General features: G+C 70.5%; 17 protein-coding genes and 1 pseudogene. 9 read left to right on the top strand and 9 right to left on the bottom strand.

Annotation, left to right across the window (positions count from 1 at the left end; all coding sequences use genetic code 11):
* Positions 1–37 precede the first annotated feature (37 nt).
* The 7 genes from thiD (at position 38) to KAK07_RS18085 (ending at position 7406) form a co-directional block, all read left to right on the top strand.
* Entirely contained in the window at positions 38–1012 is a 975-nt protein-coding gene (gene thiD, locus KAK07_RS18115; RefSeq protein WP_375141230.1) for a bifunctional hydroxymethylpyrimidine kinase/phosphomethylpyrimidine kinase, read from the top strand.
* Positions 1002–2294 carry a glutamate-1-semialdehyde 2,1-aminomutase gene (hemL, locus tag KAK07_RS18110; protein ID WP_210862468.1) on the top strand — a complete coding sequence of 431 codons (1293 nt, stop codon included), beginning with the start codon at positions 1002–1004 and terminating at the stop codon, positions 2292–2294. The genes thiD and hemL overlap by 11 nt, the downstream gene beginning before the upstream one ends.
* Positions 2291–3136, top strand: a complete 846-nt coding sequence (locus KAK07_RS18105; protein ID WP_210862316.1) for a D-hexose-6-phosphate mutarotase — start codon at positions 2291–2293, stop codon at positions 3134–3136. The genes hemL and KAK07_RS18105 overlap by 4 nt, the downstream gene beginning before the upstream one ends.
* 33 nt (positions 3137–3169) lie before the next feature.
* Entirely contained in the window at positions 3170–4528 is a 1359-nt protein-coding gene (mpl, locus tag KAK07_RS18100; protein WP_210862314.1) for a UDP-N-acetylmuramate:L-alanyl-gamma-D-glutamyl-meso-diaminopimelate ligase, read from the top strand.
* 11 nt (positions 4529–4539) lie between these two features.
* Positions 4540–5124, top strand: coding sequence for a YqiA/YcfP family alpha/beta fold hydrolase (locus KAK07_RS18095; protein WP_210862312.1), 585 nt, complete (start codon positions 4540–4542; stop codon positions 5122–5124).
* A gap of 14 nt (positions 5125–5138) precedes the next feature.
* A complete protein-coding gene (fabG, locus tag KAK07_RS18090) occupies positions 5139–5879 on the top strand; it encodes a 3-oxoacyl-[acyl-carrier-protein] reductase (protein WP_210862310.1) in 741 nt (246 codons plus the stop codon).
* Between the two features lie 108 nt (positions 5880–5987).
* Positions 5988–7406: a hypothetical protein gene (locus tag KAK07_RS18085; RefSeq protein ID WP_210862308.1), complete on the top strand. Its 1419-nt coding sequence runs from the start codon at positions 5988–5990 to the stop codon at positions 7404–7406.
* Here KAK07_RS18085 and hpaI read toward each other — a convergent pair.
* The 9 genes and pseudogenes from hpaI to KAK07_RS18040 form a co-directional block, all read right to left on the bottom strand.
* Positions 7400–8194 (bottom strand): 4-hydroxy-2-oxoheptanedioate aldolase, encoded by a 795-nt coding sequence (gene hpaI / locus KAK07_RS18080; RefSeq protein WP_210862451.1) that lies wholly within the window; start codon positions 8192–8194, stop codon positions 7400–7402. The two genes, KAK07_RS18085 and hpaI, sit on opposite strands and share 7 nt — an antisense overlap.
* A complete protein-coding gene (locus tag KAK07_RS18075) occupies positions 8194–9201 on the bottom strand; it encodes a 2-dehydropantoate 2-reductase (protein ID WP_210862449.1) in 1008 nt (335 codons plus the stop codon). Before KAK07_RS18075 ends, hpaI begins: the two co-directional genes overlap by 1 nt.
* Positions 9202–9209: 8 nt before the next feature.
* Entirely contained in the window at positions 9210–9968 is a 759-nt protein-coding gene (locus tag KAK07_RS18070; protein WP_210862306.1) for a class II aldolase/adducin family protein, read from the bottom strand.
* Positions 9969–9978: 10 nt separating this feature from the next.
* On the bottom strand, positions 9979–10794 hold the full coding sequence (gene hpaH / locus KAK07_RS18065; protein WP_210862304.1) for a 2-oxo-hept-4-ene-1,7-dioate hydratase: 816 nt from the start codon (positions 10792–10794) through the stop codon (positions 9979–9981).
* 3 nt (positions 10795–10797) lie between these two features.
* Positions 10798–11217: a 5-carboxymethyl-2-hydroxymuconate Delta-isomerase gene (locus KAK07_RS18060; RefSeq protein WP_210862303.1), complete on the bottom strand. Its 420-nt coding sequence runs from the start codon at positions 11215–11217 to the stop codon at positions 10798–10800.
* Between the two features lie 10 nt (positions 11218–11227).
* A complete protein-coding gene (hpaD, locus tag KAK07_RS18055) occupies positions 11228–12154 on the bottom strand; it encodes a 3,4-dihydroxyphenylacetate 2,3-dioxygenase (protein WP_210862301.1) in 927 nt (308 codons plus the stop codon).
* A 326-nt stretch (positions 12155–12480) separates the two neighbouring features.
* Positions 12481–13938, bottom strand: a complete 1458-nt coding sequence (gene hpaE, locus KAK07_RS18050; protein WP_210862299.1) for a 5-carboxymethyl-2-hydroxymuconate semialdehyde dehydrogenase — start codon at positions 13936–13938, stop codon at positions 12481–12483.
* Positions 13939–13957: 19 nt separating this feature from the next.
* Complete coding sequence (locus KAK07_RS18045; RefSeq protein ID WP_210862447.1) at positions 13958–14719, bottom strand: fumarylacetoacetate hydrolase family protein; 762 nt, start codon at positions 14717–14719, stop codon at positions 13958–13960.
* A gap of 99 nt (positions 14720–14818) precedes the next feature.
* Positions 14819–15457: pseudogene (locus KAK07_RS18040) on the bottom strand (fumarylacetoacetate hydrolase family protein); the annotation flags it as partial.
* 60 nt (positions 15458–15517) lie between these two features.
* Between KAK07_RS18040 and hpaR the strand changes: the two are divergent.
* Both hpaR and KAK07_RS18030 read left to right on the top strand, forming a co-directional pair.
* Positions 15518–16015 carry a homoprotocatechuate degradation operon regulator HpaR gene (gene hpaR / locus KAK07_RS18035; protein WP_210853295.1) on the top strand — a complete coding sequence of 166 codons (498 nt, stop codon included), beginning with the start codon at positions 15518–15520 and terminating at the stop codon, positions 16013–16015.
* A 67-nt stretch (positions 16016–16082) separates the two neighbouring features.
* Positions 16083–16460, top strand: coding sequence for a DUF2946 family protein (locus tag KAK07_RS18030; RefSeq protein WP_210862297.1), 378 nt, complete (start codon positions 16083–16085; stop codon positions 16458–16460).
* The last annotated feature ends 108 nt before the right edge of the window (positions 16461–16568 follow it).

Raw genomic sequence — 16568 nt, 5'->3', positions numbered from 1 at the left:
TCGCCGACCCTGCGCCCCCCTCCGACGGGCCTGACCGATGACCACCGAACATTCCCCCGACGACGCCGCCCCGGCCGTCGACCCCCTGGCCGAGTCACCCCCGCCCGCCTGCGTGATGTGCTTCAACGCCAACGACGCCAGCGGCGCCGGCGGCGTGGGTGGCGATGTCGCCACCATGGCCGCGATGGGCGCCCACGCGCTGCCGGTGGTGGCCACGCTGCTGGTGCGCGACACCGCCGAGATCTTCGACCAGCACACCATCGACGGCGACGCCATCGTCGAGCAGGCCCGCCACCTGCTGGAGGACGCCAGCGTCTCCGGCTTCAAGGTGGGCTTCCTGGGCAGCGCCGAGAACATCAGCGCGGTGGCCGAAATCCTGTCCGACTACGCCGAGCTGCCGCTGGTCTCCTACCTGCCCAACCTGTCCTGGATGGACGACGAGGACCAGCGCCAGAGCTACTTCGACGCCTTCCGCGAGCTGATCCTGCCCGCCACCGAGGTGCTGGTGGGCAGCCACCAGACCCTGACCGACTTCCTGCTGCCCGAATGGGACAACGAGCGGCCGGCCTCGGCGCGCGAGCTGGCGGTGGCGGCGGCCGAGCACGGCACCCGCTTCGTGCTGGTCACCGGCATCCTGCTGCCGGCGGCCAAGGGCCAGCCGCAGTTCATCGACAACGTGCTGGCCTCGGCCCAGGGCGCGCTGACCGGCGAGAAGTTCGAGCTCTTCGAGGTCTCCTTCGTCGGTGCCGGCGACACGCTGTCGGCCTCGATGGCCGCGCTGCTGGCGGTGGGCTCCGAGGTCCAGGCCGCCACCGGCGAGGCGCTGCAGTTCCTCGACCAGAGCCTGGACGCGGGCTTCCGCCCCGGCATGGGCCATGTGGTGCCCGACCGCTTCTTCTGGGCCCTGCCCCCGGAAGGCGAAGAGGGCGAGGAGCCCGGGGCCGCCGGCTCCGACGATTTCAACAACCCCGATCAACCGATTCCGCCCGGAGGCTCGCGCCGTGTCCACTAATGCCCAGCTGTTCGAACGCGCGCAGCAGTCCATCCCTGGCGGCGTCAACTCGCCGGTGCGTGCCTTCCGCGCCGTTGGCGGCACGCCGCGCTTCATCGCCCGCGCCGAGGGCGCCTTCATGTGGGACGCCGAAGGAAAGCGTTACATCGATTACATCGGCTCCTGGGGCCCGATGATCCTGGGCCATGGCCACCCGGCCGTGCTCGAGGCGGTGATGCAGGCCGCGCGTGACGGCTTCAGCTTCGGCGCGCCCACCGAGCGCGAGGTGGAGCTGGCCGAGGAGATCATCCGCCACGTGCCCAGCATCGAGCAGGTGCGCCTGGTCAGCTCGGGCACCGAGGCCGGCATGAGCGCGATCCGCCTGGCCCGCGGCGCCACCGGCCGCAGCAAGATCATCAAGTTCGAGGGCTGCTACCACGGCCACGCCGACGCCCTGCTGGTCAAGGCCGGCTCGGGCCTGGCCACCTTCGGCCACCCCACCAGCGCCGGCGTGCCGGCCGAGGTGGTGCAGCACACGCTGGTGCTGGAGTACAACAACCTCGAGCAGATCGAGGAGGCCTTCAGGACCCAGGGCCACGAGATCGCCTGCGTGATGATCGAGCCGATCGCCGGCAACATGAACTTCGTGCGCGCCCAGGTGCCGTTCGTCAAGCGCATCCGCGAGCTGTGCGACCAGCATGGCGCGCTGTTCGTGTTCGACGAGGTGATGACGGGGTTCCGGGTCGCGCTGGGCTCGGCGCAAAGCGTCTACGCCAAGCTCATCCCCGGCTTCCGGCCCGACATCAGCGTGTTCGGCAAGGTGATCGGCGGCGGCATGCCGCTGGCCGCCTTCGGCACCACCCGCCAGATCATGCAGCAGCTGGCGCCGCTGGGCCCGGTCTACCAGGCCGGCACGCTCAGCGGCAACCCGGTGGCCACCGCCTGCGGCCTGGCCACGCTGAAGGAAATCGCCAAGCCCGGCTTCTATGAGGCGCTGGGCGCGAAGACCCAGGCGCTGGTGGCCGGCCTGACCCAGGCCGCGCAGGCCGCTGGCGTGCCCTTCGTGGGCGACAGCGAAGGCGGCATGTTCGGCTTCTTCTTCACCCATGCGCTGCCGCAGAACTACAACGTGGTGATGGCCACCGACAAGGAGCGCTTCAACCGCTTCTTCCACGGCATGCTCGACCGTGGCGTCTACCTGGCGCCGGCCCTGTACGAAGCCGGCTTCGTCAGCGCCGCCCACACCGACGCCGACATCGCCGCCACCGTGGCGGCTGCTGCCGAGGTGCTGAAGGCCGAATGAACGCGCCCACTGTCGCCCTGAGCGAGTTCCAGGGGCAGCCAGCGCTGCAACTGCGCGCCCCCGATGGCGCCCAGGCCACGGTGCTGGTGCATGGCGCCCATCTGGTGTCGTGGATCCCGGCCGGTGGCGAGGAGCAGCTCTACCTTTCACCCGCCGCAAAGTACGGTCTGGGGGCGTCGGTTCGCGGCGGCGTGCCGGTGATCTTCCCGCAGTTCAATGAGCGCGGCCCGCTGCCACGCCACGGCCTGGTGCGCACCCGCCCCTGGCAGCCGGTGGAGTCGGTGCGCCGCGGCGGTGCCGCGATCGGCGTGCTGCGCTTCACCGACGACATCGCCACCCGCGTGCACTGGAAGCAGGGCTTCGAGGCCGAGCTGACCGTGGTGGTGGGCGGCCCCACGCTGGAGATCGAGCTGGCCATCACCAACACCGGCGAGACCCCTTTCGAGTTCACCGCGGCACTGCACACCTATCTGCGCTGCAATGAACTGCTGCGCGCCCAGCTCGAAGGCCTGCAGGGCCGCTCGTATGAGGACTTCCTGCTGAAGGCCGACGGCCAGCAGTGGGGCGATGTGCTGACCTTCGTCGGTGCGATCGACCGCATTTACCACAGCGCCACGCAGCCGCTGGTGCTGCGCGAGCTGGGCCGGCGCCTGCACATCGGCATGAGCGGCTTCGAGGACGTCGTGGTCTGGAACCCCGGCGACGACGGCGTGCAGCAGCTCAGCGACATGCCCGACGAGGACTGGCGCCACATGCTGTGCGTCGAAGCCGCGCTGATCCGCCAACCCGCCCGCCTCGCCCCGGGCGACGAATGGGCCGGGATGCAAACCCTCTCCGTCTGACCCGCGCGCCGCCCCGCGGCGCGGCTTTTCCCCATGCACATCCACATCCTCGGCATCTGCGGCACCTTCATGGGCGGCATTGCCGCGCTGGCGCGCGAGGCCGGCCACACCGTCACCGGCTGCGACGCCAACGTCTACCCGCCGATGAGCGACCAGCTGCGCGCACTCGGCATCGACCTGATCGACGGCTTCGGCGCCGACCAGCTGGCGCTGAAGCCCGATGTCTTCGTCGTGGGCAACGTGGTCACCCGCGGCAACCCGCTGATGGAGGCCATCCTCGACGCGGGTGCCCCCTACACCAGCGGCCCGCAGTGGCTGGCCGAGAACGTGCTGCAGGGCCGCCATGTGCTGGCGGTGGCGGGCACCCACGGCAAGACCACCACCACCTCGATGCTGGCCTGGGTGCTGGAGCACGCCGGGCTGCAGCCGGGCTTCCTGGTCGGCGGCGTGCCGCAGAACTTCGGCATCAGTGCGCGTCTGGGCGGCGGCCGGTACTTCGTCATCGAGGCCGACGAGTACGACACCGCCTTCTTCGACAAGCGCAGCAAGTTCGTGCACTACCGGCCGCGCACCGCGGTGCTGAACAACCTGGAGTTCGACCACGCCGACATCTTTGCCGACCTGGCCGCGATCGAGACCCAGTTCCACCACCTGGTGCGCACCGTGCCGGCCAGCGGCCGGCTGGTGGTGAACGCCCGTGAAGAATCGCTGCAGCGTGTGCTGGCGCGCGGCTGCTGGAGCGAGGTGGTGCGCTTCGGCCCGATGAAGGAAGAGCCGGGCGCGCTGCGCGCCCGCGGCGAGCCGCATGCCTTCGACGTGCTGCGCGGCGCGATGAAGGTGGCCCGTGTCGACTGGGCGCTGCTGGGCGAGCACAACCAGCTCAACGCCCTGGCCACGATCGCCGCGGCCGAGCATGTGGGCGTGGCGCCCGAGGTGGCCGCCGCCGGCCTGGCCACGTTCCAGAACGTCAAGCGCCGTCTGGAGAAGCGCGGCGAGGCCGCCGGCGTCACCGTCTACGACGACTTCGCCCACCACCCCACCGCGATCCGCACCACCGTCAACGGCCTGCGTCGCAAAGTGGGGGCGGCGCGCATCCTGGCCGCTTTCGAGCCGCGCAGCAACACCATGAAGCTGGGCACGATGAAGGCCCAGCTGCCCTGGGCGCTGGAAGAGGCCGACCTGTCCTTCTGCCACAGCGGCAACCTGGGCTGGGACGCTGCCGAGGCGCTGGCGCCGATGGGCGAACAGGCCGTGGTGCTGGACTCGATCGACAAGATGGTGGCGGCCATCGTCAAGGCCGCGCGCCCGGGCGACCAGGTGCTGTGCATGAGCAACGGCGGCTTCGGCGGCATCCACGCCAAGCTGCTGGCCGCGCTGGCCGCCAAGGCCTGAGGCAGGCCGACGTGCCGCCGATCAGCCACATCCTCTACCTGCACGGTTTCAGGTCCTCGCCGCTGTCGACCAAGGCGCGCATGACCCACGCCTGGGTGCAGGCCCACTGGCCCGACCTGCACTGGTGGTGCCCGCAGCTGCCCGGCTCGCCCGCCGAGGCGATGCAACTGGTGATGGACGGCATCGCCGCTTGGCCGACCGGGCGCATGGCGGTGATCGGCAGCTCGCTGGGCGGCTTCTACGCCACCGCGGTGGCCGAGCGCACCGGCTGCCCAGCCGTGCTGCTCAACCCCGCGGTCGACCCGGCGCGCGACCTGGTCAAGTACCTGGGCGAGCAGCCCGCCTGGCACGACCCCTCGCAGGTGGTCGAGGTGCGGCTGGAACACATGGACGAGCTGCGCGCGATCGCCCCCGCTGCCATCACCCACCCCGAGCGCTACTTCGTCGTCATCGCCAAGGGCGACGAGGTGCTGGACTGGCGCGAGATGCACGCCCGCTACGCCGGCTGCTCCATCCGCCTGCTGGAGGGCAGCGACCACGCGCTGTCCGACTACGACCAGGACCTGCCCCACCTCACCCGTTTCCTGAACCTCTGAAGAAGTCACCCACCATGCGTCTGAAGGACAAGGTCAGCATCATCACCGGCGCCGCCCAGGGCATTGGCCTGGCCACCGCACTGAAGTTCGCCCGCGAGGGCGCCACCGTCATCGTCTGCGACATGAAGGCCGCCGCGGTGGACGAGGCCGTGGCCGAGTGCCGTCGTCTGGGCGCGCAGGCCGCCGGCTTCGTGGTCAACGTCACCGACCGCGCCCAGGTCGATGCCATGGTGGCCGCGGTGAAGGCCCAGTTCGGCCGCATCGACGTGCTGGTCAACAACGCCGGCATCACCCAGGACGCACGGCTGCAGAAGATGACGCTGGCGCAGTTCGACGCGGTGATCGACGTCAACCTGCGCGGCGTCTTCCACTGCGCGCAGGCGGTGGTCGACACCATGGTGGACCAGCGCACCGGCGTGATCCTCAATGCCTCCAGCGTGGTCGGGATCTATGGCAACTTCGGCCAGACCAACTATGCGGCCAGCAAGTTCGGCGTGATTGGTTTCACCAAGACCTGGAGCCGCGAACTGGGGCCCAAGGGCGTGCGCGTCAACGCGGTGGCGCCGGGCTTCATCGAGACCCCCATCCTGGCCAGCATGCCCGACAAGGTGCTCGACCACATGCGCGAACAGGTGCCCCTCAAGCGCCTGGGGCACGCCGACGAGATCGCCAACGCCTATGCCTTTCTGGCCAGCGACGAGGCCAGCTATGTCAACGGCGCGGTGCTGGAGGTCTCGGGCGGCATGACGGTCTGAGCCTTCGTTCAAGGGGGGTGTGACCGGCCGGCGCCGGTGATGCCCTAAGATGGTGCCGACGAGTGCGGGCAGGGCGCTCGCCCCTCATTCACCTTGATGGAGTGCGCCATGCCCGCTCGCCCTGCCCCGACGCTGTCATCGGGTCTGCTGATCCTCGGCAGCCTCGTCCTCTCCCCCCTGACCCACGCGCAGACGCTGGCGATCGAGTTCATCGACACCGCCGCCAGTGGCCAGGCCATGAACGGCGCCGGCCAGGTGCTGGGCACCCGCCAGGTCTGGCCCTGCGGCAACCCCGCCAATTGCGCCCCGGTGTTCGAGACCTCGGTCTGGCGCGCCGGCCAGCGCCTGGTGCTGGGTGCGCCCGTCGGGCGCATCGCCGATCCCCACGCCCTGGGCGCGGACGGATCAGTGGTTGGCACGGTCACCGACTTCAACGTGAACTTCGCCGCCTCGCGCTGGGTGTTCGACGGCACGAGCTACCAGCGCCAGGACCTGGGGGCCCTGCCCGGCACCACGCAGTCCGTGGCCACCGGCATCGACGACAGCGGCCGGGTCGTGGGTTGGTCGATCACACCATTCATCAGCCAGAAGGCGTTTGTCTGGACCTCGACCGGGGGCCTGGTCGACCTGGCCACGCTGGGCGGGCCGAGTGACCCGCCACGCGGCATCAGCCCCGGTGGCCGGGTGATCACCAACACGCTGCACTACACCCTGGACCAGCCTGCCAGCACCACCGCGCTGCCGGCACCGCCGCCGGGCTTCCGCGGGCCGAACGGCTGGGAGTTCCGCATCAATGATCAAGGTGACCTGGGCGGCTTCCTGGGCGACACCACCGGCTCGGCACCACGGTATCTGTTCCGCTGGCGCGCCGGACTGGGCCAGTGGCAGCAGCTCTCGCCGCTGTCCAACAGCACCAGCACGTCCAACTGGGGCGTGGGCCGCATCGATGCCGCGGGCGGCATCAGCGCCACCGTGCGCGGTGCCGGTCTGTTCGCCGCCGGACCCGATGGTCTGGCCGACAGCCTCAGCGCGCGCCTGTCGGTGGCCTACCCCGACAGCAGCGTCCTGCGCGCCGCGGACCACGTGGGTGACAGCTTCCTGGCCCAGGTGGGCATCGGCCGCGCCGCACGCCTGGTGCGCCTGGTGCCCGCGGCCGCCTGCACCAGCGGCTGCGCCAAGGTGCAGACGCTCACGATGGTCGGCCGCTTCATCAACGACCCGAATGCCCCGGGCAGCTGCACGCCCAAGGCGAAGAACAAGGTCAGCGCCACGCTGAGCGTGGTCGACGAGAACGGCGCCGCGCTGCCCAACGTCCGCGTGCAGGCACGCTACCTGGACGACTACGACCTGAGCACCGCGGTCTCGGGCCGCACCGACGCCGCCGGACAGGTGGTTTTCAAGCATGCCGGGCCGGCCTGCCGGGGCGCGATCACGCTGCTGGTGGAATCGGTCAAGGCCAGCGGCCGCCGCTTCGACCGCACCCAGGGCACGCTCAGCGGGTATGTGATCCCGCTGCCGGCTCAGTAGCCGGCGGCCGGCGCCGCGGGCGCCGCCTTGAAGCGCCGCGCCATCTCGCTGGCGGCCTTGACCAGCATCGCCGTGTCCAGACCGACGGCCACGAACAGCGCCCCGGCGTCCAGGTACTGCTGCGCCAGTGTCGGGTCGGTGGCCAGGATGCCCGGCGCCTTGCCGGCCGCGCGCACGGTGGCGATGCCCTCCAGGATCACCCGCTGCACCTCGGGGTGGCCGGGCTGGCCGCGGTAGCCCATGCTGGCCGACAGGTCGGCCGGGCCGAAGAAGACGCCGTCGACACCGGGCGTCCCGGCGATCGCCGCCAGGTGCCGCACCGCGGTGACCGTTTCGGCCTGCACCAGCAGGCACATCTCGTCGTTGGCGCGGTGCACATACTGCTCGACCTGGTTCCAGCGCGAGGCCCGCGCCAGCGCCGCGCCCATGCCCCGGATGCCGTCGGGCGGGTAGCGCATCGCCTGCACCAGCAGCGCCGCCTGCTCGGGGGTGTCGACCATCGGTACCAGCAGCGTCTGCGCGCCCACGTCCAGGTACTGCTTGATCAGCGCCACATCGCCGATCACCGGCCGCACGATGGCCTGCGTGGGGTAAGGCGCCATCGCCCGCAGCTGGGCCAGCACCGTGCGCGGGTCGTTCGGTGCGTGCTCGCCATCGAGCAGCAGCCAGTCGTAGCCGCAGGTGGCCAGCGCCTCGGCGACATTGGGGTCGGCAAAACCCACCCAGCAGCCGATCTGGGCGCGGCCCTCGCGCAGCGCGTTGCGGAAGTGGTTGGCGGGGATCTGCATCATGCGGTGTCCTTCGGGTAGAGGCCCCTCTCGCGGGCCATCAGCCGGGTCAGGCCCAGCAGCGCATCCATGTTCGGCGTGGCCAGGCCCAGGTGCTGGCCGATTTCGCGCACCGTGCCGACCAGCGCGTCCAGCTCGATCGGTCGGCCGGCTTCCACGTCCTGCAGCATCGAGGTCTTGAACGAACCCAGGCTGCGGGTGATCGCGTGGCGGTCCTCGGGCTGCTGGTCGATGCCGCAGCCGATGCGCGCGCCGATCGCCTGGGCCTCGGTCATCACCGCACTGCAGAAGCTGCGCACCAGCGGATCGTCCAGGATGCGGTCACAGGGCGCGCCGGTCAGCGCCGAGACCGGGTTCATCGTCATGTTGCCCCACAGCTTGAACCAGATCTCCTGCTGGATGCAGGCGGTCTGCTTGACCGCGAAGCCGGCGCCCTCCAGCAGCGACGCCACCGCCCGCACCCGCGGGCTGAGTCCGCCGGCCGGCTCGCCGATGATCAGCTGGTTGTTCTTGATGCGCTCGATGCGGCCCGGCCGCGGCGCCGCAGCGCTGACATGCACCACGCAGCCCAGCACCTGCGCGGTGGGCAGCGCAGCGGCGGTGCGGCCGCCCGGGTCCACCGTCTGCAATTGCAGACCCGCGCACTCGCCGCCCAGGCCGTCGAAGAACCACCAGGGCACGCCGTTCATCGCCACCAGCACCACCGTGTGGGCGGCCAGCAGCGGGCGGATCTGCTCGGCCACCGCGGGCATGGCCGGGCCCTTGACCGAGACGATCACCAGGTCCTGCGGGCCCAGCGCGGCAGCGTCATCGCTGGCGGCCAGGGTGATGCACCGCTCGCCGCCATCGCCATCGACCCAGCACAGACCGTCGGCCTGCAGCGTGCGCAGCGTCTGGCCGCGTGCCAGCGCGCTCAGCGCGATCTGTCCGGCCGGCAGGCGCGCGCCCAGCCAGGCCGCGAACACGCCCCCGATGGCGCCGACACCGACGACGCAGACCCTGTGCAGTGGAAGACTCATGCGCGGTAGCCGGGGTCGATGCGGTCGATCAGGCGCTGCATCGCAGCGAAGCTGTCCTCACCGGCCCCGAAGTTCGGGTTGAAGTTCAGCGAGTCTCGCACGCAGGCCTGCAGCGCGGCCTCGCTGATCGGCTGCAGCGCCCCCATCGGCTGTGACGCCATCTGCACCTCGCAGGCGCGCTGCACCAGCCACATCCGGTTGAAGGCCTGCGCCAGCGTGGGGCCGATCACCACCGGCCCGTGGTTGCGCAGCAGCAGCACCGGCTTGCCCTGGCTGGAGGCGAGGATGCGTGCGCCCTCCTCGCGGTGCACGGTGATGCCTTCGAAGTCGTGGTACGCCACCTGGCCGTACAGCTGCGCCGCATAGAAATTGGTGAAGGACAGCCCGTCCTTCAGGCAGCACACCGCCATCGTCGGCGTGGTGTGCACATGCATCACGCAGTGCGCGTCGGGCAGGGTGGCGTGGATCGCACCGTGGAAGGTGAAGCCGGCCGGGTTGATCGGCCAGTCGCTGTGGCCCACGATGTGCCCGTCGATGTCCACCTTGACCAGGTTGCTGGCGGTGACCTCGGTGTAGTGCAGGCCGAAGGGGTTGATGAGGAAGTGAGGATCCGGACCTGGCACACGCAGCGAAATGTGGTTGTAGATCAGCTCGGCCCAGCCCAGGTGGGCGAAGATGCGGTAGCAGGCGGCCAGCTTCACGCGGGCCGCCCACTCGGCCTCACTGAAACGCTCGGGACGGGGGAATGCAGTCATCGTCAGCCCTTCAGACAAAGCGGAAGTTCAGGCGCCCCAGCGGACCATAGTCCGCCTCGAACCGGTCGCCCGCCTTCGCCGCCACCGGCCGCGTGAACGAGCCGGCCAGCACGATGTGGCCCGGCTGCAGCGTCTCGCCCCAGGGCGCCAGCTTGTTGGCCAGCCAGGCGATGCCGATGGCCGGGTCGCCCTGCACGCCGGCGGCCAGGCCGGTTTCCTCGACCACGCCGTTCTGGCGCAGGATGGCACCGCACCAGGCGCGGTCCACCGCGCGCGGGCCGACGCGCTGGCCGCCCAGCACGATGCCGGCGTTGGCAGCGTTGTCGCTGATCGTGTCGAAGACCTTGCGCATCGCCTTGGTGTGGCGGTCGAACTGCTCGATGCGGGCATCAATGATCTCGATCGCCGGGGTGATGAACTCGGTCGCGTCCAGCACCTGTTCCACCGTCACGTCGGGCCCCTGCAGCGGCGCCTTCAGGATGAAGGCCAGCTCCACCTCCACCCGCGGGGCGATGAAGCGGTTCAGCGGGATGTCGAGCAGCGCCTCGCCCTCGCAGCGGTAGAGCATGTGGTCCAGCAGCGTGCCGTAGTCGGGCTCGGTGATCTGGCTGCTGATCTGCATCGCGCGGCTGGTCAGGCCGATCTTGTGGCCGATCACGCGCGCGCCACCGGCGATCTGCGCCGCCACCCAGGCGCGGCTGACGCGGTAGCCATCCTCGATCGTCATGCCGGGGAAGCGCTTGCTGAAGTGCTCCACCGGCACACGGGTCTGCTCGGAGGTCTGCAGTTCGGCGGCGAGCTGGGCGATGGTGGTGTCGTCAAGCATGGTTCAGGGCTTTCGGAACAAGGGGTGCAGCGAGCTGTTCTTGGCGTCGAAGACCTCGGGGCCTTCGTCGATCTGCAGCGTCACGCCGATCGGCCGGGTGGCCAGCAGCGGCGCGAAGTGGGCCTGGACCGTGGCCTCCAGCGCCTGGCCCACCGCCGCGTGCACCGCAGCGCTGCGGCCGCGGCCCATGCGCAGGTTCAGGTAGACGAAGCCGTAGTCCCCGCGACCGTCGGCCACCGCGCTGTGCGCCGCCGGGTAGGCCAGCACGCGCACGCCGCCAGGGGGGAAGACCGCCGAACCGGCTTCATCGCGTGCGGCCAGCATGGTGTCGGCCAGCGCGCGGCACAGTGCCGTCATGTCGCTGCCACCCTGGCCCACGGGGCGGTCCAGGTCGGGGGTGTAGAGGATCACCAGGTGGGGCATGTCGGGGTCCTCACAGGCGGGTGCTGATCGCGGTGTAGCCATCCGCCGCCGAGGCCTGGGCCGCCGGAATCGCGCGGCCGCTGACGGGCGTCACCGGGAACAGCGCGTTGATCTGGCCGGTGCCGCTGGCGCCGAAGTAGGGTGTGATGATCTCGGCGGGGCCGGCATACTCGCTCCAGCCCAGCGCGCCCAGCATCATCGCGGTGTCGTGCATGAAGCCTTCGCCATGGCCCTTGCTGGCGTACTCGGGCAGCATGGCGCAGAAGTCGGCCCACTGGCCCTGCTGCCACATCTCGACCACCCGCCGGTCCAGCTGTTCCAGGAAGGGGCTCCAGATCTTGAACGCGTACTCCGGCGCCAGGCCGTTCTGCGCGAAGCGGTGGCTCAGGGACCCGCTGGCCAGGAAGGCCACGGTGCCGTCATAGTGGTCTTCCACGGCCTTGCGCAGGGCCCAGCCCAGGCGCGCCGAATCGTTGAGGTAGTGCACGGTGCACAGCGCCGACACCGAGATCACCTTGAAGTGCTGGTCGGCGTTCATGTAGCGCATCGGCACCAGGGTGCCGTATTCCGGGTCCAGCGTGGTCTCGGCGTGGGCCAGGGTCTCGACGCCCATCTCGGTGGCCACCTTCGCCATCAGCCGACCCAGCTCGGGGTTGCCGGGGCACTCGAAGGGCATGTTCTTGATGAAGTGCGGCAGCTCGTTGCTGGTGTAGGTGCCCTGGAAGTGCGGCGCGCAGTTCAGGTGGTAGTTGGCGTTGACCAGCCAATGGGTGTCGAACACCACGATGGTGTCCACGCCCAGCTCGCGGCAGCGCCGGCCGATCTCGATGTGGCCGTCGATCGCGTCCTGGCGCGTGCCCTTGCGGGGGCCGTCCAGCTCCGAGAGGTACATCGACGGGACATGGGTGATTTTTCCGACGAGGGCGAGTTTGCCCATGGTGGTCTCCAGTGGAAGGGCTCAGGAACAGCCTGCGAGTCGGAGCTCCCGCGGCGCGGAAGCCCCCTCGCTTCGGCTCATGTCCCCCGGCCTGGCCTTCGGCCAGACCTCCTCCTTTACTTCGCCTAAGCGAGGGGGCTTCCACCCCGCCCTCCACCGTGGGAGGACTGCGCCGGCACACGCCGCCTCGGCCGATCGGGCCAGGGGACGGCGGGCTTGCCGGAGCGAAGTAAAGGAGGAGGTCCGGGCGCAGCCCGGGCCGGGGGACATGAGCGGAGGCAAGCCCGCCGTCCCCTGGCCCCGCCGCCGCGCGCGGCAGTGCACGTTCAGACCCCCCAATGCGGAATGTGGTGTGAGCCCAGCGACACCGCCACGTTCTTGGGCTCCAGGAAGACCTCGTAGCTCCAGGTGCCCCCCTCGCGGCCAGTGCCGCTGGCCTTGGTGCCGCCGAAGGGCTGTCGCAGGTCGCGCACGTTCTGGCTGTTGACGAAGCACATGCCGGCCTCGATGGCCGCGGCCACGCGGTGCGCCCGGCCCAGGTTCTCGGTCCAGACGTAGCTGGACAGGCCGTAGGCGGTGTCGTTGGCTGTTGCGATGGCCTCGGCCTCGTCCTCGAAGGGGATCAGGCAGGCCACCGGGCCGAAGATCTCGTCCTGGGCGATCTTCATGCGGTTGTCCACATCGGCAAAGACCGTGGGCTTCACGAAGTTGCCTTGGGCCAGGTGGGCCGGCAGCTCCGGCGCGTCCAGGCCGCCGCACAGCAGCGTGGCGCCCTCCTTCGGGCCCAGTTCGATGTAGTGGCGCACCTTGGCCAGGTGGCCCGGGGAGATCATCGGGCCGATGATGGTGGCCTCGTCCAGCGGGTCGCCCACGGTGATGCGCCTGGCGCGCTCGGCAAACTTCGCGGCGAAGTCCGCGTAGATGCTCTTTTGCACCAGGATGCGGCTGCCGGCGGTGCATCGCTCGCCGTTGTTGCTGAAGATCATGAACACCGCGGCGTCCAGCGCGCGGTCCAGGTCGGCGTCGGCAAACACCACGAAGGGGCTCTTGCCGCCCAGTTCCATGCTGAACTTCTTCAGGCCCGCCGCCTGCACGATGCGGTTCCCGGTGGCGGTGGAGCCGGTGAAGCTGATCGCCCGCACGTCGGGGTGGGCGCACAGCGGCTCGCCGGCATCCCGGCCATAGCCGTGCACGATGTTCAGCACGCCCGCCGGAATGCCGGCTTCGAGCGCCAGCTCGCCCAGGCGCGCAGCGGTCATCGGGCTGAGCTCGCTCATCTTCAGCACCGCGGTGTTGCCGAAGGCCAGGCAGGGCGCGACCTTCCAGGTGGCGGTCATGAAGGGCACGTTCCACGGGCTGATCAGTGCGCACACGCCCACCGGGTGGAACAGCGTGTAGTTCAGGTGGGTGGGCGTGGGGTAGGTGTGGCCGTCCACGCGCACGCACATCTCGGCGAAGTAGTGGAAGTTGTCGGCGGCGCGGGGCACCAGTTGCTTGCCGGTCTGGCTGATGCTCTGGCCGGTGTCCTGCGTCTCGGTGCGGGCCAGTTCGGGCACGTGCTTCGTGATCAGCTCACCCAGCGCGCGGAGCTTCTTCGCCCGCTCGGGCGCCGGCAGGCCGGCCCAGGCCGGGAAGGCCGCCTTCGCGGCCTGCACCGCGGCGTCCACCTCGGCGGCGCCACCGGCGGCCACCTCGGCCAGCACCTGCTGGGTGGCGGGGTTGACGGTCTCGAAGTACTGGCGGCCGCCAACCGGCTGGCCGTTGATCAGGTGGTCAATGCGCATGGACAGTCTCTGGTGGGTGTCAGCGGCCGAACATGCCGTCGCCGACGATCGTGTTGACCTGGCGGCCGATGCCGTCGATCTCGCAGACGACCTCGTCGCCCTCGTTGACGTTGACGACGCCCTCGGGCGTGCCGGTGAGGATGACGTCGCCCGCCTGCAGTGTCATGAAGCTGCTCAGGTACTCGATCAACGCCGGGATGGTGTTGACCATGTTTGCGGTGCTGCCCTGCTGCACGAGCTGGCCATTGACCCGGGTGCGCAGCGCCAGCGCGTGCGGGTCGGGCACGTCGGCCGCCGGCACGAACCAGGGGCCCAGCACGGTGGCGCCGTCGCGGTTCTTGACGCGCAGGTTGGGCCGGTACCAGTTCTCGAGATAGTCGCGGATCGCGTAGTCGTTGCAGACGGTGTAGCCGGCCACATGGGCCATCGCGTCCTTCGCGGCCACGTGGCGCGCCGTGCGACCGATCACCACCGCCAGCTCGCACTCATAGTGCATGAACTGCACGCCGGCCGGGCGGCGCGTGACGCCGCGGTGCCCCAGCAGCGCGCCGGGCCCCTTCAGAAAGACCAGCGGCTCGTCCTTGGCGCTGACGGTCAGCTCCTTGCTGAGCTCCTTCAGGTGGTCGGCGTAGTTCAGGCCCAGCGCCAGGATCGTGCCCACCTCGAACGGGGGCAGCCACTGCACCTGGTCTTCGGCCAGCACGCGGCCGTCCGCCAGTTGCAGGCCGTGCGGGTGCGGCTTCGCGACGTGCACCGCGCCGGCGTAGGCCACCCGCGCCACGGCACCACGCGGGGTCAGGTCGGTGCCATCGGTGGCCGGGCACTCGTCGACGCTGGCGGGAACGACGCGTTCCTCGCACAGCGAGAACGACAAGGTGCCCAGCGCCTCGATGCCCACCGCCACCGCATCGCCCGCGCAGGCCAGCGGTGCGGGCGTGTCAGCGCCCAGCAGCAGCAGGTCGCCGGGCTGCAGCGTCATGAACTCGGTCACCGTGGCGATCAGTTCGGCCACGCCGCGCACGCGCTGGCCGGTGTGGCCGGTGTGGCGCAGCACGCCGGCCACCAGCACCTGCAAGGCCAGCGCGTCAGGGTCGTCGACTTCGCTGGCCGGCACCACCGGGCCGACCACGGTGAAGCCGTCGCGCGCCTTGAAGCGCACCGCCGGCCGGTAATGGCTGTCGAGCGGCAGGCCCAGTTCGGCCACCACCGCATAGCCGGCGATCACGCCGGGCGCGTCGTCCACCGACACGCGGCAGGCGGTGCGGCCGATGACGATGCCCAGCGATGCCCCCACCTCCACCGCGGCCGGCACCGCCACCACCGAGTCCGGCCCGCACAGCGTGTGGCGCGGCCGCACCTGCAGCACCGGATGCGCTGGCGGCGCCTTGTAGGGCGCCGCGTGGACGGCCTCACCCAGCGCCGCCAGCTGCGGCGCGTGGTTCACCAGGGCGCCATAGACGACGCCGCTCAGGCGCCAGGGCGCCACGGCGAACGAGGCAGGCAGCGGGGTCAGGTTCATCGGACAGACCAGGGCAGAAATTCACTCACACATGAGCAATGTATTCGCTAAGATGTGAGCATGTCAACCAAGGGCCTTCCCCGATCGAAGCGCGACCAGGCGGCGCGGGCCGCGGGCTTTCGCCACCGCAACCTGCCGCTGCTGCTGCTGCATGCGCGCGAGGGCGTGATCGGCCAGTTCCGGCCCATCCTCAACGCCCACGGCGTGACCGAGCAGCAGTGGCGCATCATCCGCGCGCTGCTGGAGCGCGGGCCGATGGAGCCGCGCGAGATCGGCGCGGTCTGCCGCTTCTCCAGCCCCGCCACCACCGGCATGCTGGCGCGCATGGACGACCTGGGACTGCTCACCCGTGAACGCCAGGCGCAGGACGCGCGCCGGGTGACCGTGACACTCACCCCCAAGGCGCGCGCGCTGGCGGCCGAACTGGCACCGCAGATCGAGGCCATCTACCAGCGCATCGAGGACCACATCGGGCCCGAGTTCACCGAGCGCTTCTACGCCACGCTGGACGAGGTGATCGCGCTGCTGGGCGAACTGCCGGCGGTGGACGGCGAGTGAGGGCCGCTGCTGGCGTCACTAGACAAGTATCAAGTTCGCCGAATCGGCTGTTCCTAGAATGCGCCGCATGACCGGACGCTGCCACCACCGCTGGGCCGCCTGGACCGCCGTGCTGGCGCTCCTGTGGGCGGCCCTGGCGCCGGCGTTCGCGGACCGTGTGCCCACCGGCACCCCTGCCGAGATGCTGCAGGTCTGCAGCGTGATGGGCACGATGACGGTGCCGCTGGACGACGGTTCATCGTCCGGGCACGGCGCCGCGTCGGGTGCCGGCCATTGCCCCTGGTGCTCGCTGCAGGCGCACACGCCGGCCATGCCGGTGTCCGGACCACTGGCGCTGGCGTTGCCCACGCTCCGGCAGGACAGGCCGGCTGAGCCGCCGGTGTCCGTCGTGCTGAGGCGGCCATGGGCGCAGGCGCTGACCCGGGGGCCTCCGCCCCGGGCCTGAACGATGGGCGCGCCCCGGCGCGCTGACCCCGCCTGGCCGCTGCCCACGCCTGTGGGCGCGTGCCGCACCCGCTGGCCGGGTGCCCGTTCCCGTCCCACGAACCGGATC

The sequence above is a fragment of the Ideonella alba genome (assembly GCF_018069875.1).
Taxonomy (GTDB): domain Bacteria; phylum Pseudomonadota; class Gammaproteobacteria; order Burkholderiales; family Burkholderiaceae_C; genus Ideonella; species Ideonella alba.
The sequence above is the reverse complement of the archived record's forward strand: the minus strand, read 5'-3'. Positions and strand labels throughout refer to the sequence as shown.

Coding starts and splice junctions, on each gene's coding strand:
- thiD (WP_375141230.1), top strand. CDS start 38: ATGACCACCGAACATTCCCCCGACGACGCCGCCCCGGCCGTCGACCCC.
- KAK07_RS18105 (WP_210862316.1), top strand. CDS start 2,291: ATGAACGCGCCCACTGTCGCCCTGAGCGAGTTCCAGGGGCAGCCAGCG.
- mpl (WP_210862314.1), top strand. CDS start 3,170: ATGCACATCCACATCCTCGGCATCTGCGGCACCTTCATGGGCGGCATT.
- fabG (WP_210862310.1), top strand. CDS start 5,139: ATGCGTCTGAAGGACAAGGTCAGCATCATCACCGGCGCCGCCCAGGGC.
- KAK07_RS18085 (WP_210862308.1), top strand. CDS start 5,988: ATGCCCGCTCGCCCTGCCCCGACGCTGTCATCGGGTCTGCTGATCCTC.
- hpaI (WP_210862451.1), bottom strand. CDS start 8,194: ATGCAGATCCCCGCCAACCACTTCCGCAACGCGCTGCGCGAGGGCCGC.
- KAK07_RS18070 (WP_210862306.1), bottom strand. CDS start 9,968: ATGACTGCATTCCCCCGTCCCGAGCGTTTCAGTGAGGCCGAGTGGGCG.
- hpaH (WP_210862304.1), bottom strand. CDS start 10,794: ATGCTTGACGACACCACCATCGCCCAGCTCGCCGCCGAACTGCAGACC.
- KAK07_RS18060 (WP_210862303.1), bottom strand. CDS start 11,217: ATGCCCCACCTGGTGATCCTCTACACCCCCGACCTGGACCGCCCCGTG.
- hpaD (WP_210862301.1), bottom strand. CDS start 12,154: ATGGGCAAACTCGCCCTCGTCGGAAAAATCACCCATGTCCCGTCGATG.
- hpaE (WP_210862299.1), bottom strand. CDS start 13,938: ATGCGCATTGACCACCTGATCAACGGCCAGCCGGTTGGCGGCCGCCAG.
- hpaR (WP_210853295.1), top strand. CDS start 15,518: ATGTCAACCAAGGGCCTTCCCCGATCGAAGCGCGACCAGGCGGCGCGG.
- KAK07_RS18030 (WP_210862297.1), top strand. CDS start 16,083: ATGACCGGACGCTGCCACCACCGCTGGGCCGCCTGGACCGCCGTGCTG.